The 16,063-nt window shown below is 52.2% G+C and carries 14 protein-coding genes; 11 read left to right on the top strand and 3 right to left on the bottom strand.

Features of this window, described 5'->3' with window-relative positions:
- Positions 1-23: 23 nt before the first annotated feature.
- Both clpB and ESZ91_RS08775 read right to left on the bottom strand, forming a co-directional pair.
- Complete coding sequence (gene clpB, locus ESZ91_RS08780; protein WP_129226360.1) at positions 24-2,621, bottom strand: ATP-dependent chaperone ClpB; 2,598 nt, start codon at positions 2,619-2,621, stop codon at positions 24-26.
- Positions 2,622-2,636: 15 nt separating this feature from the next.
- On the bottom strand, positions 2,637-3,293 hold the full coding sequence (locus ESZ91_RS08775) for a ribbon-helix-helix domain-containing protein (protein WP_129226358.1): 657 nt from the start codon (positions 3,291-3,293) through the stop codon (positions 2,637-2,639).
- 151 nt (positions 3,294-3,444) lie between these two features.
- Between ESZ91_RS08775 and ESZ91_RS08770 the strand changes: the two genes are divergently transcribed.
- Positions 3,445-4,233, top strand: coding sequence for a ZIP family metal transporter (locus ESZ91_RS08770; protein ID WP_129226356.1), 789 nt, complete (start codon positions 3,445-3,447; stop codon positions 4,231-4,233).
- Between the two features lie 11 nt (positions 4,234-4,244).
- Positions 4,245-4,649, top strand: coding sequence for a hypothetical protein (locus ESZ91_RS08765; protein WP_129226354.1), 405 nt, complete (start codon positions 4,245-4,247; stop codon positions 4,647-4,649).
- Between the two features lie 34 nt (positions 4,650-4,683).
- Here the strand turns inward: ESZ91_RS08765 and ESZ91_RS08760 are convergent, their stop codons facing one another.
- Complete coding sequence (locus ESZ91_RS08760) at positions 4,684-6,456, bottom strand: DnaD domain protein (RefSeq protein WP_129226352.1); 1,773 nt, start codon at positions 6,454-6,456, stop codon at positions 4,684-4,686.
- Positions 6,457-6,581: 125 nt separating this feature from the next.
- Between ESZ91_RS08760 and ESZ91_RS08755 the strand changes: the two genes are divergently transcribed.
- From ESZ91_RS08755 to ESZ91_RS08715, 9 genes are read left to right on the top strand one after another with little or no spacing between them, the layout of a single operon-like run.
- Entirely contained in the window at positions 6,582-7,751 is a 1,170-nt protein-coding gene (locus ESZ91_RS08755) for a metallophosphoesterase family protein (RefSeq protein WP_129226350.1), read from the top strand.
- Positions 7,741-10,410 (top strand): AAA family ATPase, encoded by a 2,670-nt coding sequence (locus ESZ91_RS08750; protein ID WP_129226348.1) that lies wholly within the window; start codon positions 7,741-7,743, stop codon positions 10,408-10,410. The genes ESZ91_RS08755 and ESZ91_RS08750 overlap by 11 nt, the downstream gene beginning before the upstream one ends.
- A gap of 15 nt (positions 10,411-10,425) precedes the next feature.
- Positions 10,426-12,111 carry an alpha/beta hydrolase family protein gene (locus tag ESZ91_RS08745; protein WP_129226346.1) on the top strand — a complete coding sequence of 562 codons (1,686 nt, stop codon included), beginning with the start codon at positions 10,426-10,428 and terminating at the stop codon, positions 12,109-12,111.
- A 37-nt stretch (positions 12,112-12,148) separates the two neighbouring features.
- Complete coding sequence (locus ESZ91_RS08740; protein WP_129226344.1) at positions 12,149-12,328, top strand: DUF951 domain-containing protein; 180 nt, start codon at positions 12,149-12,151, stop codon at positions 12,326-12,328.
- Positions 12,328-12,945 (top strand): signal peptidase I, encoded by a 618-nt coding sequence (gene lepB, locus ESZ91_RS08735; protein ID WP_129226342.1) that lies wholly within the window; start codon positions 12,328-12,330, stop codon positions 12,943-12,945. The genes ESZ91_RS08740 and lepB overlap by 1 nt, the downstream gene beginning before the upstream one ends.
- 19 nt (positions 12,946-12,964) lie before the next feature.
- Positions 12,965-13,819 carry a DegV family protein gene (locus ESZ91_RS08730; RefSeq protein WP_129226340.1) on the top strand — a complete coding sequence of 285 codons (855 nt, stop codon included), beginning with the start codon at positions 12,965-12,967 and terminating at the stop codon, positions 13,817-13,819.
- A gap of 19 nt (positions 13,820-13,838) precedes the next feature.
- Positions 13,839-14,414 carry a hypothetical protein gene (locus ESZ91_RS08725; protein WP_129226338.1) on the top strand — a complete coding sequence of 192 codons (576 nt, stop codon included), beginning with the start codon at positions 13,839-13,841 and terminating at the stop codon, positions 14,412-14,414.
- Between the two features lies 1 nt (position 14,415).
- Positions 14,416-14,685, top strand: a complete 270-nt coding sequence (locus tag ESZ91_RS08720; protein ID WP_129226336.1) for an ACT domain-containing protein — start codon at positions 14,416-14,418, stop codon at positions 14,683-14,685.
- Between the two features lie 18 nt (positions 14,686-14,703).
- Positions 14,704-16,059 carry a PFL family protein gene (locus ESZ91_RS08715; protein WP_129226334.1) on the top strand — a complete coding sequence of 452 codons (1,356 nt, stop codon included), beginning with the start codon at positions 14,704-14,706 and terminating at the stop codon, positions 16,057-16,059.
- The last annotated feature ends 4 nt before the right edge of the window (positions 16,060-16,063 follow it).

Here is a 16,063-nt window from a genome sequence, read left to right as displayed (position 1 = left end):
TGCCGTAAGGCAGCCCCTTTTTTTTATTTAAGAATATTTACGATAAACTCGCCGTCTTTGGTGTCGATTTGAAGGGTATTGCCCGCGTCGAGGTCGTTCGCGAGAATGGTTTTCGCGATCAGCGTTTCGATCTTGCTCTGCAGATATCTCTTTAAAGGACGCGCGCCATACACGGGGTCGTATCCGTTTTCGACGATCGATTCTTTCGCCCGCTCGGTGATATCCAGTTTCAGTTGTTTGTCGCGCAGCCGTACCGCAAGGTCTTCGATCAGAAGGTCGATGATCTTGGTCACGTTGTCTTTGGTCAGCGGTTTATAATAGACGATCTCGTCCAGACGGTTTAAAAATTCGGGACGGAAACTGCTCTTCAAAAGTTTATCCACCTGTTCTTTCGCCTCTTCGGAAATTTCGCCTTTTTCGTCGATGCCTTCCAAAAGATAAGAGGAGCCGAGGTTGGAAGTCAAGATGATGATGGTATTTTTAAAGTCCACCGTGCGTCCCTGCGAATCGGTGATACGCCCGTCGTCGAGTACCTGCAATAAGATGTTGAACACGTCGGGGTGTGCCTTTTCTATTTCGTCGAAGAGTACCACGGAGTAGGGCTTTCTGCGCACCGCCTCGGTGAGTTGTCCGCCTTCGTCGTAACCGACGTATCCCGGCGGCGCGCCGATCAGACGGGAAACCGAAAATTTTTCCATGTATTCGGTCATGTCGATACGCACGAGGTTGTGTTCGTCGTCAAAGAGGCTCTCCGCGAGCGCTTTGGCAAGTTCCGTTTTGCCCACGCCGGTCGGTCCCAAAAAGAGGAATGAGCCGATCGGGCGGTCGGGATCCGCGATGCCTGCGCGCGAACGGATGATCGCTTCGCTCACTTTGGTCACCGCCTCGTCCTGACCGATGACTCTCTTATGCAGGATATCGCCGAGATGCAATATTTTTTCGCGCTCGCCCTCCATGAGTTTTGCGAGGGGAATACCCGTCCAGCGCGATACGACGCGCGCGATCTCTTCTTCGGAAACGGTGTCGCGGAGCAACGTCGTCTTTTTGTGCGAATCCTGTTTCTGCGCCTCTTCCAGTTTTTTCTGCAAGGCGGGCAGGGCGCTGTATTGCAGTTCCGCCGCCTTTGCGTAATCGGAAACGCGCTTGGCCGCCTCGATCTGCGCGTTGATTTTTTCGATCTCCGCTTTTGTGTCGGATACGGCGTGTATCTCCTGTTTTTCCTTTTCCCATTGCGCTTTCATGGCGCGGAATTTTTCGCGAAGGTCGGCAAGTTCTTTCCTAATGGATGCCAGCCGTTCCTGCGACAGCGTATCGCTTTCCTTTTTCAGCGCCATTTCCTCGATTTCCAACTGCATGATCTTGCGGGAAATGTCGTCCATTTCCGCGGGCATCGAGTCGATCTCCGTGCGGATGGTCGCGCACGCCTCGTCAACGAGATCGATCGCCTTATCCGGAAGAAAACGGTCGGTGATATAGCGGTTGGAAAGGGTTGCCGCGGCGATGAGCGCCTGGTCGTGTATCTGCACGCCGTGGAAAACTTCGTAGCGCTCTTTTAAACCGCGCAGAATGGAAACGGTGTCTTCCACCGTCGGTTCGTCGACCATGACGGGCTGGAATCTGCGTTCGAGCGCCGCGTCTTTTTCGATATATTTGCGATATTCGTCGAGCGTGGTCGCGCCGATGCAGTGCAGTTCGCCGCGCGCGAGCATGGGCTTTAAAAGGTTGCCCGCATCCATTGCGCCGTCGCTCTTGCCCGCGCCGACAATGGTGTGCAGTTCGTCGATAAAGAGGATGATCTTGCCTTCGCTCTTTTTGATCTCGCCGAGCACGGCTTTCAAACGCTCTTCGAACTCGCCGCGGAATTTTGCGCCCGCGATGAGCGACCCCATATCGAGTGCGAAAATCGTCTTGTCTTTCAATCCTTCGGGAACGTCGCCCCGCACGATCCTTTGCGCAAGCCCCTCCGCGATGGCAGTCTTGCCGACGCCCGGTTCGCCGATGAGCACGGGATTGTTTTTGGATTTGCGCGACAAAATGCGGATAACGTTTCGTATCTCGTTGTCGCGCCCGATGACGGGATCGAGTTTCTGTTCTTTTGCGCGCTGTACGAGGTCGAATCCGTATTTGGTAAGCGCGTCGTAGGTGCTTTCGGGATCGTCGCTCGTCACCCGTTCGCTCTTGACCTTTTTCAGTTCAGCCAGGAATTTTTCTTTTGTGACGGAAAGATCTCTGAAAATCTGTTTGATGTCTTCCGTCGCGTAGTCGAAGAGGGCGAGCATGATATGTTCGACGGAAACGTATTCGTCCTTCATGTTTGCCGCGAGCCGTTCCGCCTGCGCGAATATTTTGTCCGTCACGGGGGAAATATAAATCTTATCGGGTTCCCGCCCGCTCCCGCTCACGGCGGGGATCTTTCCGATCGCCGTATCCAGGCGCGCGAGCAACAAGTCGATATCCGCGCCCGATTTTTTCAAAAGGGAAGGGATCAGTCCGCCTTCCTGATCCGCGAGCGCGTATAAAAGGTGCTCGGGCATGATCTGCATATTTTGGTTTTCCAGCGCGATATTCTGTGCGGCAGTCACCGCCTCCATCGCTTTTTTCGTCAATTTTTGTGCGTTCATAAAAATTCACCTCCTTCAGATGATCTGAACGCCGCTGTTCAGATATTGCAAATAGCGCTTTTCCAACGCCTCGATCGAGCCGTATTCGCCGCCGAGAAATCCTTTGAGCATTTCGTCAAAGGTGGCGATATAGTGGCCGATCGCGTTTCCGATCTGCTCTTCGGTGTAATCCGAATCGTTGGGCACGGCGAAACTGCGCAGAAACTTTCCGTTTTCCAGGCTGTATTCGATCGCGTCCTTTGTAAAAAACTGTTTGATGTAAATCGTTTCGAGTTGCATCCACATCTTAAAAAATCTCGTCAACTCCACCAATAGTTCGGGGGATTGCGTACGGAAAATGATCTTCAACTGCCCGATGGTTTCCTTGGGCGTGCGGTACATTTCCACTTCGTAGCGTATGGTGGGGCGGTAGTGATATTTCAAAGAACTTTTGATCGACATCGTCAGATCGTTGGGCTGCGAATACAGCAGAAAGTTGCCGCGGTTTCCCATCATGTTGCCGATGATCTCGAAAATGTTCTGTATATGTTTTTCGGGGGTGGTGAGGGAAACGTATTCCGCCAGAATCTGATTTACCAGATTGGAACGGTTTGTATTGTTCTGTTCCGCCAGTTTGTCGATTTCGCGAATGACCTCCTCGGCGAGCATCAGGCTGTACATATTTTTTTTCATGGTTTCCTCCCTTGCTTGATTTGCCTCCATTATAGCGCGTTGCAAGAATTTGTCAAGCATTTTATATAAAATAATTTACAAATTTATTCGGCGCGACGTACGATTGAAATTTGAAAAAGAATATGGTATAATTTCGGAAAGAGGAAACGATATGAACGAAACGGGAATTGCCGCGATCGGCATCGCTTTGATATTTTTGATGACTACTGCGGGTTCCGCGCTGGTATTCTTTTTCAAAAAAGACATTTCGGCCAAGGTCAACGCCGCATTTTTGGGGTTCGCCTCGGGCGTGATGGTCGCGGCGTCGGTGTTCGGGCTGTTGGTGCCCGCCATGGAGCAGGCGGAAAATTTCGGAAAATTCAACTGGGTGCCTGCGGCCGTGGGATTTCTGGCGGGCGGCGCGTTTCTGATCGTATTGGATAAGATCGTTCCGCACGCGCACGAGGGCGGCGAACACGAGCACGGCGTGCATGCGGCGCTCAAAAAACCTACGAAAATGTTTTTGGCGGTCACGATCCACAATATCCCCGAGGGGCTTGCCGTCGGATTCGCTTTCGGCGCGGCGCTTGCGGGCGGGGAAATGTCCTCCGTCTATGCGGCGCTGGGATTGGCGATCGGGATCGGGATCCAGAATTTTCCCGAGGGCGCTGCGGTCAGCCTGCCCATGAAAAACGCCATGGGCAGCCGCTCTAAAGCGTTTTGGTACGGCACGGCGAGCGGCGCCGTGGAACCGATATTCGCGCTCATCGGCTTGTTTTTGGCGGCGTTTTTAAGTTCCGCCATGCCTTGGCTCCTGTCGTTTGCGGCGGGCGCGATGATCTTTGTCGTGGCGGAAGATCTGATCCCCGACGCGAAACTGGAAAAAAGCCCGTATATAGGCGGCATAGGCGTCATGCTCGGATTCACTTTGATGATGATCTTGGACGTGGCGCTCGGCTGAAAGGAGGTTTTATGGAAGAAGAGAAAGATATCAAGCAGTTTTTTCCCGAAGCGGAAACGATTATTTTGCTGCGCGAGGGCACGGAAAAAATACTCGGTGAAACGGCGCGCAAAAAAGTGCTGTCCGCGTTGGAGAGCATGAGCGAGAACGCCGTACAGATGCCCGCGTTCGGCGTCAGTATCGACGAACTCACCCGCAAGGATATGCAAAAGGGCGTATGGCTGCGATTATCGTACGCCGAAAATCAGTCGTGTTTCGGCATGGATTTCAGCGAACTCGCCTTCGAGGTCGTTCCCGAATACATGGGATTCAATCTCTGCCGTCTGTATGAAGGCGCGTACACGGGGCGGTGTTTTTACCTCGATCTGCGCGGCGGCGATATGCGCGCGCTGTACGAAGTATTGACAAGTTTATAAAATAAAAACGGCGGACGTCGCGTCCGCCGTTTTTTTATAGTTCGATGTTCGAATAGGCGTCTAATATGGTTTCCAGTTTTTTGTCCTCGGCGGCGTTTTCTACGAATTTCTTGTAGCAGTCGCACACGTTTCCGTTTTTGTCGAATCCCGTATCCCTGCATTTTTTACAGCGGTATTGCGGCGTCAGTTTGTCTTCGGAAAGCCGCATGGAAACGAGCAGGGCAGCGCGCTGCTTTTTCAGTTGCGTCAGATTCTGCGCAAGCGCCGCGCCGTCGCCGCCGAGTGCTTCGGCTTTGGCAAGTTGGATCTCCGCGGAGCGCAGTTCTTCCTCGTTCTTGCAAAAATCAGGATTGTGCCTTGCAACGGAAAGATAGTACGCGGCTTTATCCTGCGCGCGCTCGCGCAGATTGAAATAGTAGGATTGCACTTTTTTCTTGAATTCGGCGCTCTTGTCCGCGTTTTCCGCCGTACGGAAGGCGGTGCGGGCGTCCTTTTCCAGAGCGTCGGGCGAGAAAATATTCTGCGATTTCCAGGAAGACAGCACCGAAGTTATGTAGGGCACGGGGCTGGATTTTCCCGCGGCGAGTTGTGCCGCTTTTAAGATCATCTCGTCGGAAAAATTCCAGTTTCGCCAGTTTTTCAGGCATTCGCGGTCCCAGTTGTTCACGCGGCGGGTGAGCCCGCAGGCGGCGAGCACCTCCGAAAGAAAATCCTGTTCCGTCGCCTCGCCCTGCATATACGTGACGATGCTTTCCGCGGAGATCACGCCGATTGCCGCCAATTTTTTGATGAGTTCGTCCATCTTTTCGAAAGATTTTTTCTCCCTTTTGAAACAGTATTTCGCAAGGCTTATGAGCGACGCGTCGTCATAACCGAACGACAGCCAGACGCTGACGAAATTGTCGACGTAAGTATCTATGATCTGGCAGTACACGCCCAGTTCTTTGGCGATGGAAAGGGTGAGATTTTTGATCTGCGCCTTGCGCGAAAGATATTCTTTGATCTCGGCGCGGTCGAATTTTTTGTTCGCGTACAGTTCCTTTAAGATCTCGTCCAGTTTGTTCATGCCGCATTTTTTAAAGAGCGACGCGACGAATTCCACCGTATCCGTTTCGAAGAGGAGTTCGCCTGTCCAGCGCTTTAAAAGATTGTAATCTTCCGGTTCTGGCTTTTTCGTCGAACCCATCGCGCGCAGGATGCGTCCGATATCGCCGCTTCTCAAAACGTAATCGGAAAGTTTCTTTTCGATCTTTTCCACGGTGGTCACGCCTTCGTAGGCGAAATTGCGCGCCACCTGCAAGATATAATTCTGCGCGATGGTTTCGCCTTTCAGATCGATACAGTATTTGACGATGAGGATCATCGCCTCGGGCTTGATGGAGTACTGTTCCATGACGGCGAAATACTTTTCGAATTCGCTCGTGGAGATCATCTTTTGCGGCATGAGCGACTGCACCGCCTTGTTGAAATCGGAATATTTTTCCGTCCTGATCTTTTTCGGTTTACCCTTGCTGTAATCGGAAGGGAAGTATTTCACGCAGAACGGCTCGATCGAAACGATCTGCAATAAATCGAAATCTTCCCAGAAACGGAACAGATCCATTATTTGTTTCTCGCTCATATTCAGATCCCGCGCCGCCTCGGTGAGAGTAAATTCTTCCTGTACGTTCTGGCACAGATACAGCCCGTACAGGTATACTTTTACCGCGTCGCCGTCGGCGAGCGCCATATATTTGGTGATAAACTGATTTTCGACGTTGGTGTAAGAGGATGCCGAAAATTCTTTGGAATACGAACAAAAACCCATGTATAAAACTCCGATGTAACACTTGATTTATTTTTAGAATTGCGCTATACTATTATATAAGCAATTTTCCGTAAAATCAAGGTTATTTACAACATTTTTTTGAGTTTGTCATTGAAAGAGGTACTATGAAGGTTTTGCACACGTCCGACTGGCATATCGGCAAGCGGCTTTTGGGCCGCGAGCGCATCGGCGAACAGCGGGAAGTTCTGCGTGAAATCGCGGCTCTTTGCGAGCGCGAGAGGGTGGAACTCGTACTGGTCGCGGGGGACGTGTTCGATACTTATCTTCCTTCTTCCGAGGCGGAAGATCTCTTTTATACCTCGGTCAGGGAACTTGCGGGCAAGGACCGCGCGGTGGTCATCATCAGCGGCAATCACGACGATCATATCCGCTTAGCCGCGGCGACTTCGCTTTCCGAAGAATTCGGCATCTACATTTACGGCAACGTTTCGCACGTGCCCGCTCTTTCCGCCGTGCGCAAGACGCATCCCGTCCGCGCGGGCGCGCATTTTATGGAAATGGAAAACGAGGCGGGCGAACGCGTGTTTCTCAATTTACTGCCGTATCCCACGGAAGCGCGCCTAAAAGAGGATAAAAACCCCGACGAAAGTTTTTGCGACAAGATGCGCCGCTGGATCGAGGCGGGCGAGGCGGAAAATACGGAAAAACTTCCCTCCGTCTTTGTGTCGCATCTCTTCGTGGCGGGCGGAAAGGTGAGCGAGGGCGAGCGGGAAATAGACCTCGGCGGCGCGCGCGCCGTGCCTTTGGAACTTTTGCCCGCGAGCGATTACGTCGCGCTCGGGCATCTTCACCGCAAACAGCACCTCGGCGGCCGCAATGTATTTTACAGCGGTTCCATTCTGCAATACGCCTTCGACGAGGCGAACGTAGATAGAAAGGTGATGCTGTTCGATCTCGGAAAAGAGGGCGTCTATAACTTAAAGGAAGTGAAACTGACCTCGGGCAAAACGCTCGTGCGGCTCGCCGCGAACAGCGTAGGCGAGGCGGAAGAACTTTTAAAACGCTACGAAAATTGCTTTATCGAACTGACGCTCTTTTTAAAGGAGCCGCTCATTCCTTCGCAGATCAAAGAATTGAAGGAAGCGAACGAGGGGCTCATCTCCATCATCCCCGAGATCAAGGCGGACTGCGCGCTCGGCGAGTTTGCCAGCCGCAAAAATCTTTCCGCATCCGAACTGTTTACGGAATACTATAAGAGCATGTACTCCGACGAGCCGCCCAAAGACCTTTTGGAACTGTTTATGGAGATATCGGAGGCGCGGGATGAAACCTAAATATCTGCAATTTTGCGGCATCAACAGTTTTTCCGAGCCTGCGGAAATCGACTTCGAAAAACTTTTGCGCGGCGGCATATTCGGCATATTCGGCGATACGGGCAGCGGCAAGACGACCATTCTCGACAGCATCGTGTTCGCGCTCTACGGCAAGATAGAGCGGGCGCGCGGCGGCGTCGGTTCGGATATCATCAACTACGGTTGCGACCGCGCTTACGTGAATTTCGAGTTTGAAACGGAAAGCGATGAAGGGCGGAAAGTTTATCGCATCGAGCGCGAGATCAGGCGCAAAAATTCACTGCAAAAAGCCGAGTTGATACTCATTGACGGCGACAGACGCACGAGCATCGGCGACGGAAAGGTTTCCGCCGTGAACGCGCTCGTGCAGGAGATCGTAGGGCTTTCCTTTGATGATTTCAAAAAGTGCATCGCATTGCCGCAGGGCGAATTCGCGCAGTTCGTCAAAGCGGAAAAGAGCGAGCGGCTCAAACTGATCGCGCGGCTGTTCGGACTGGAAGAATACGGTGAAAAACTCAACGCGCGCGTGCGTGAGAAATACGGATTTTACCTCGGGCAGACGCAGTTCTGCCAAGGAAAACTTTCGGGCATGGAGGACGTTTCCAAGGAAGCGGAGAACTCTTTAAAGTCGGCGCTCAATGAGAGCCTTTCTTTGCAGAAAGCGGCGGAAGAAAATTTTTCGCGCGCGCAGGAACGCTATAATCTGCTGCGCTCCGCGTACGAGAAAGGCGTGCGTGCGGCGCAAGTGGAAAAGCGTCTTGCGGAATTATCCGCGAGAGCGGAAGAAATTTCCGAAAAGCAACAAGCGATCGCCCGTTACGGCGGCGCGGCGGCGGCAAAAAAATACGGGGAAGAAATTCAGTCGCTCCGCGATAAAATACTGCGCGAACGGGAAAAGAGCAAAATGTTCGAAGAGCGCGGGAAAAGCGCCGCGCAGAAACTTGCAGATCTTGAAAAACGCGCCGAAACGGAAAATTTCGACGCTAAGATCAACGAATGCGGCGCAAGTCTTGCGCGCGCGGAATATATTAAGCAGGACAGCGAACTGTTGAAGAGCAAACAGACCGAACGGGACGCTCTCAAAGCCGAATATAAAAAATTCGCAATGCAGGCGGAGAGCGCGGAACGCGAGTTATCCGACCTTACCGAAGAAAAACGATCTCTTGCCGCCGAACGGCAAAAAGCGGCGGCGCTCGGCGATCCCGAAACGCTGCTGCAAAAAAATTTCGGGGGCGCGCTTTTGCGCGGGGAATATTCGAAGTCGTTCGAATATTTCGGCGGCAGGCTGGAAAAACTGCGCGCCGATTATCCCGCCGACGGCAAATTGTATTTTGCCGTGGAAAGGGAACTGACGGAAAAGCAAGCGCATTATCGGTCGCTATTAGAGCAGACGGTGGAAGGGCGCTCGCCCGACGAAATTTTTAAAAGTTTTCAGAACTTACGCGAAACGCGGGACGCATTGACGAAACGGGAGCACAGGCTCGAACTCGCCGAACAGGAAGCGCGGCGGCGCAAAGAGGAAGCGGGATCGAAACTTGCGGAAATCACCGAAAAGGGCGCGCGCGCGAAAGAGGAGATCGATTCGCTGCAAACGAAAATAAACGAAGTTTTGGGCGGACATTCCGATTATAACGCTTTCACGGCGCATCTCCGCGCGTCGGTCAGTTCGTACGAAAAGGCGAAACAAGAGATCGCCGGGGCTTTGGAAAAAGCCCGCGCCGCGCAAAACGAAGCCGCGGCGGCGCAAAAGGAGTGCGAGGCGTCCGTAAAATTGTTTACGGAAAATCTCGCGGCGGCGGAAAAAAATCTTGCGGAAGAACTGGAAAAAAACGGATTTCAAGACCTTACAGAGGCGCAGGGTCTGCTTGCGCGCTATCCCGATATCCGCAAAACGCAGGAAGAAACGGAAAACTTCCAACGCGAAAAACTTTCTCTGGAAGGGCAGCGGTCGGCGTATGCCGACGCGGCGTCGGTGAGCGAAGAAGAACTTGCCTCGGCTAAAGAGGAATTTGAAAATTTTTCCGCGGCGAGGCAGAAACTTTTTTCCGACATAGGAGTTTTCGAAAGCAGGCTGAAAGAGGTGAGCGGCAAACTCACCGAAAAACTGCTCATCGAAAAACAACTGAAACATTTTCAGGGGCGGCTCGATCTTTTAGAAAAACTTCGCTCGCTCATAAAGGGCAACAATTTTATGGAATTCATCGCCTCCGAATATCTTTCCGATATCTCGGCGTCGGCGAGCGAGACGCTGTTGAAACTGACGGGCGGGCGCTATTTTATCCGCTATAAGCAAGGTTTTTTCGTGGGCGACAATTATAACGGAGGCGAACTGCGCGCAGTATTTACCCTTTCGGGCGGCGAAACCTTTTTGGTTTCTCTCTCGCTCGCGCTCTCCCTCTCGGCGGCGATCTACGCGAAATCTCTGCGTCCCATCGAATTTTTCTTTTTGGACGAAGGGTTCGGAACGCTGGACGAAAAACTCGTGGACACCGTCATGGACAGTTTGGAAAAACTGAAAAACACGCACTTTTCCATCGGACTGATTTCCCACGTAGAGGAGTTGAAACACCGTATCGACAATAAAATTATCGTTGTCGGCGCGGCGGAGGGCGGAAGTTCGAAAATACAGATCAATTATTAAATCGGGAGTTTGCATTTGGCTAACAAAATTTTAACACCGTCAACTTTATGGAACGATTTCGACGATACGCTCGGACTTTGCGCGGAAGAAGAGGCGATCTCTTCCGAAAACGGCATGCGTTTGAACCGCGTCCGCTTTTCGGGGCGGGAAACGGGCAAGGGGAGAGTGCGTATTTTCGCGAATTTCGCGCTTCCTGCGGAAGGGACGAAATTCCCCGCGCTGCTCATTCTGCCCGACGCGGATAAGACCGTGTGCCCCGCGCTCATGCAGCGCTTTACCGCGCGCGGGTTTGCGGTGCTCATGCCCGATTACCGCGGTAAATTTCCCGATTGCGAAGAATACACCGAATATCCCGAGAACGTGCCTTACGCGAATTTCGCGGAGGCGGGCAGACACATCGCCTACGCCGACGAAACGGCAAAGGAAACTTCCTGGTACGAATGGGTGGCTGTGGCGCGTTACTGTATGCGCTATCTCAAATCGCGCGAAGAGATCGGGCGCGTGGGCGTGCTCGGCATCAAGCGCGGCGGCGAGATCGCCTGGCAGTTGATGGCGACTTCTTCCGATCTTTCCTGCGGCGTGAGCGTATGCGCGGGCGGCTGGATGACTTACAAGGGCAAATACAAATTCGGCGAGAGTTCGGAAGTCAAACTGGACGACGAGCGTTACCGTTTTCTGGCGGCGGTCGATTCGCAGGCATATGCGCCCTATGTGCGCTGTCCCGTTCTCATGCTCAATTCCACCAACGATCACAATTTCGACGCCGACCGCGCCTTCGATACCTATGCGCGGATCAATCCCGAAATGGAAAAAACTTTTCATTTCGCTTCCCGCTACGACGGGCATATCGGCAATACCAGCCTTGCCAATCTCGATCTGTTCACCGACAAATTTCTGAAAGACCGCGCCGTATTCATGCCCGCGCCCGTGGATATCGTCATCGAAGAGGACGCGGACGGCGAACTCGTCGCGCGGCTCACGATGGACACCAACGGCGAATTTACCGAATGCAAGGTATTTATGGCGGAGGACAATCTCGATTCCGCAACGCGCAACTGGGCTTCGTGCGAAATGAAAAGGGAAAACGACGACGAAGCCGTGTTCCGCCTGAATGCCTACGAAAACGCCAAGATCGTGTTTGCGTTCGCCAAGGCGAAATACAGTTGCGGGTTTTACGTTTCTTCCAAAATCGCGGTCAAACGCGTGGAAAAAAAGTACAAAAATCTACAGCCTTCCGGTCGGATTTTATACAGCAGTTTGAACGGGACGGACAGTTTCACTTTCGACAAAGCGGATAAATATTTTCTCGCCGATTGCATTGCGGACGACGAGAAACCCATCGTAAAACTGTACGAAGGCGCGCACGGGATCAAAGGCGTGTGTTCGCCGCTCGGTCTGAAAACTTTTAAGATCAGCGATTCCATGTACCGCCCTGCGGACAACGCTTTTTTGAAATTCGATCTGTACGCGCCCGAACCGTGCATCGTGGAGATCGCCGTCAACGTCGTAAAGGACGGCGTTTCGGAAGCATACGTATGCAACCTGAAAACGGGCGGCGGAGAGGCGTGGTATAATCATATTCTCTACGCCAGGGATTTCAAGAACAGCGTCAATAAATCTTTGGCGCAACTGAACGAGGGGATCTCGCTCACGTTTAACAGTGCGGAAACGTTCGCCCTCAATAACTTGCTCTGGGTTTAGAAAATTTCACACAGTTTTCGTAATTATGGTGTAAAATATGATATACTCGATCGGAGATAAGGTCATAACTAAAAAGAAACACCCCTGCGGTTCGGACGTCTGGACGGTCATCCGCGTGGGCGCCGACGTCAAGATCAAGTGCGACAAGTGCGGCCGCGTGGTCATGCTGGGCGTGGAAGAATTCAAAAAGGCGATTAAACAGCCGAGGCGGGATTGATGGAAGAAAACGAAAATTACGGCGAGTTGATACAAAGAAGAAGAGACCCGAACGGCGAAATGCGTTCGACCGCGCGGTTTTTGCTCGTACTGCTCGCGATCATGTTTTGCGTTACGATTTTATTCACGCAAATTTTCAACGGGGTGGTCGTCATCGGGGATTCCATGAAAAATACTCTGTACGACGGCGATTACCTGTATATGAACGTAAGTTATACGCGGCTCGAGCGCGGAGATATCATAGTGATAGACACGCACGAAAAGACGGCTGCGGGTATCGAAAAATATCTGATCAAGCGCTTGATCGGGCTTCCCGGCGACAGTCTGTACGCCGAGGACGGCAAATTATACCGTAAAGAAGCGGGGAAAGAGGACTTTACCCTTTTAACAGAAAATTATCTTCCCGAGGAATGGGACAGGAACAACGAGATCGCCTCGAAGGCGCATCCGTTGATACTTCAGGAAAACGAAATCTTTTTTATGGGCGACAACCGCAACATCAGCGAGGACAGCCGCGGAAAATACCGCAACCTGACGAGCGAGGACGTCGTAGGCATCGTCGCCCCGTGGTCAATTGCCTGCAAAGGCTTTTTGACCGCGCTTTTCAATATATTTTAAGATTTATGGAGAGTTACAAATGGAAGGAAAAATCATCATCACGTCGGACAGCACTTGCGATTTGAGCCCTGCGCTCTTAGAGGAAAATCATATCTCGCTCGCGCGGCTCAGCGTCATTCTGGGCGATACTACCTATCGCGACGGCGAAGGTATCGAGCCGCAGACGATTTTCGATTTCGTGGAAAAAACGGGCGATCTGCCGAAAACGGCCGCGCCCAGCCTGGAAGATTATCTGCACTTTTTCAGATCGTTCACAGATAAGGGAAATACGGTTATACACTTTAATATTTCCTCCAAAGCGTCGGGTTCGCACGGGTTCGCCGTGGCGGCGCAAAAGGAGATCGGAGAGGACAAGGTGTACGTTGTCGATTCGTACGCGCTTTCCACGGGGCAGGGGCTTCTGGTCATGAAGGCTTGCGACCTTGTTAAAGAGGGAAAGTCCGCAAAGGAGATCTATGACGCCGTGATGAGTCTTCGCGACAAAGTAAATACTTCCTTTATTCCCGATACGCTTTTGTATCTTTTCAAGGGCGGACGCTGTTCGCGCCTCTCCTTTTTCGGGGCGAAAGTGCTCAATATCCATCCCTATATCGACATGAAGGACGGAGAACTTTACCCTAAAAAGAAATATATCGGCAATATGTCGAGATGTTTGAAAAATTACGTCAAAGATTTGGTCGCGGAGTATCCCTCTTACGACGATACCCGATGTTTTATTACGCACAGCAGCGCGGAGCCCGAACTCGTGGAAAGCGTGCGCAAGATGGTCGAAGAAAATTTCCGTTTCAAAGAGATCATCGAAACGGTCGCGGGGAGCATCATTACCAGCCATTGCGGAAAAAACACCATAGGCGTGTTGTTTATTACGAAATAAGAAAAACGGAGCGTTTTACATGACAGTTATTTTCAACGACAGCGATCTACTTTCGGCATATTCGCAAAAGCGCAAAATCTTTTGGTTTTATATGCTCGTCCTCGCGGTATTTGCGGCGCTTTGCATCACCTGCCTCGTCGTATTCATGAATATGCCGTACAAAGCCCCCGCGCAGGCGATCCCTAAATGGATCGTGTACGTCGCGTCGGTGCTGTTCGTCATTTTCTCGTTCCCTTACCTGGGGATCAAATATTTGCGTATCCGCAAATATTACAAACTGATCGCGTACTTATCCGTCGGGCTCAAACAGGTCAACGAGAGCAAATTTCTGCGCTACGAGGATTACGAAACCAAAGACGGCGTCGACCTGTACATCCTCATTTTCTCCGAATGGAATGCGAAAAAATCCGAATACATGGACCGCAAGATCATGTTCGACAAGGAAAAACCGCTTCCCGAATTTCAGGGAGGGGATATCGTACGCTATCTTTCGCAGGGAAATCTGATGGTTGCCTACGAGGTGATCGGCCACGACGATTCCTTTGTGGACGAGAAGGGAAAAGAAGACAAACGAAACAATTTACAGGAGATATAATATGCGTGCAGTAGTTACGGTTACGGGAAAAGACAAAAAAGGCATTATCGCAAAAGTGAGCGCGTTTCTCGCGGAGCGCGGCGTCAATATCGAAGATATCAGTCAGACGCTCCTGCAGGAATACTTTGCGATGATCATGCTCGTGGATATCAGCCAGAGCAAACTGGAACTTTCCGCGCTTTCCAAAGATTGCGAGAAACTGGGCGACGAGATCGGTATGTCTATCCGTTTGCAGCATGAGGCGATCTTCAACGCCATGCACAATATTTAACGGGAAGCGGAGTAAGATATGTTTAACAAGAACGACGTATTGGAAACTATACACATGATCGAGCGGGAGCATCTGGATATCCGCACGATCACTATGGGGATATCGCTTCTCTCCTGCATCCGTGCGACGGCGCAGGAAACCGCGGCAGCCGTTTACGATACCGTCTGCCAAAAGGCGAAAAACATCGTAAGGGTCGCCTCCGATCTTTCGGGGGAATACGGCATACCCATCGTCAACAAGCGCGTATCGGTCACGCCCGCAAGTCTTATCTCGGCGCCCTTTCCCGAACAGGCATATTTGATAGGCGAAGCGCTCGACAGGGCGGCGAAGGAACTCGGCATAGACTTTTTGGGCGGTTATTCGGCGCTCGTACATAAAGGTACCGCCGATTACGAAAAGATCTTTCTGGAAAGCATTCCCGAAGTTTTAAAAAATACCGAAAGGCTCTGTTCGTCGGTCAATATCGGTTCTTCCAAATCGGGTATCAATATGGACGCGGTCAAACTGATGGGCGAGATCGTGAAAAGGACTGCGGAACTCACCGCCGACAAGGACGGTCTCGGGTGCGCGAAACTGGTCGTGTTTGCCAACGCGGTGGAGGATAATCCGTTCATGGCAGGCGCGTTCCACGGCGTGGGAGAGAGCGACACCGTCATAAACGTCGGCGTTTCGGGCCCGGGTGTCGTCAAACACGCGTTGGAAAACATTCCCGACGCCAACCTCAACGACGCGGCGGAGATGATCAAGCGTACGGCGTTCAAGATCACCCGCGCGGGCCAGTTGGTCGCTAAAGAGGCGGCAAAGCGTCTCAACGCGGAGTTCGGTATCGTCGATCTTTCGCTCGCGCCTACGCCCGTCATGGGCGACAGCGTCGCGCACATTCTCGAAGAACTGGGGCTGGAATGCGTGGGAGGACACGGCACGACGGCGGCGCTCGCCATGCTCAACGACGCGGTGAAAAAGGGCGGCGTGATGGCAAGTTCGCACGTGGGCGGGTTGTCGGGCGCGTTCATTCCCGTCAGCGAAGATATCGGCATGATACACGCGGCGGAGAAGGGGCTTCTGAACATCGACAAACTCGAAGCGATGACCGCGGTGTGTAGCGTGGGGCTGGACATGATCGCCATTCCCGGCAAGACGCCCGCCACGACCATCAGCGCCATCATCGCGGACGAAGCGGCGATCGGCATGATCAACAATAAGACGACCGCTGTGCGCGTCATTCCCGTTCCGGGAAAGGACGTAGGCGACAGCGTGGAATTCGGAGGGCTTTTGGGCCGCGCGCCCGTCATGCCCGTCAATACGACGGACAGTTCTCGTTTCATTCTGCGCGGCGGAAGGATTCCCGCGCCCATTCACAGCAATAAAAATTAGTAAG

Origin of the sequence: Candidatus Borkfalkia ceftriaxoniphila (assembly GCF_004134775.1) — a bacterium.
In the GTDB taxonomy this organism is placed as follows: domain Bacteria; phylum Bacillota; class Clostridia; order Christensenellales; family Borkfalkiaceae; genus Borkfalkia; species Borkfalkia ceftriaxoniphila.
The sequence above is the reverse complement of the archived record's forward strand: the minus strand, read 5'-3'. Positions and strand labels throughout refer to the sequence as shown.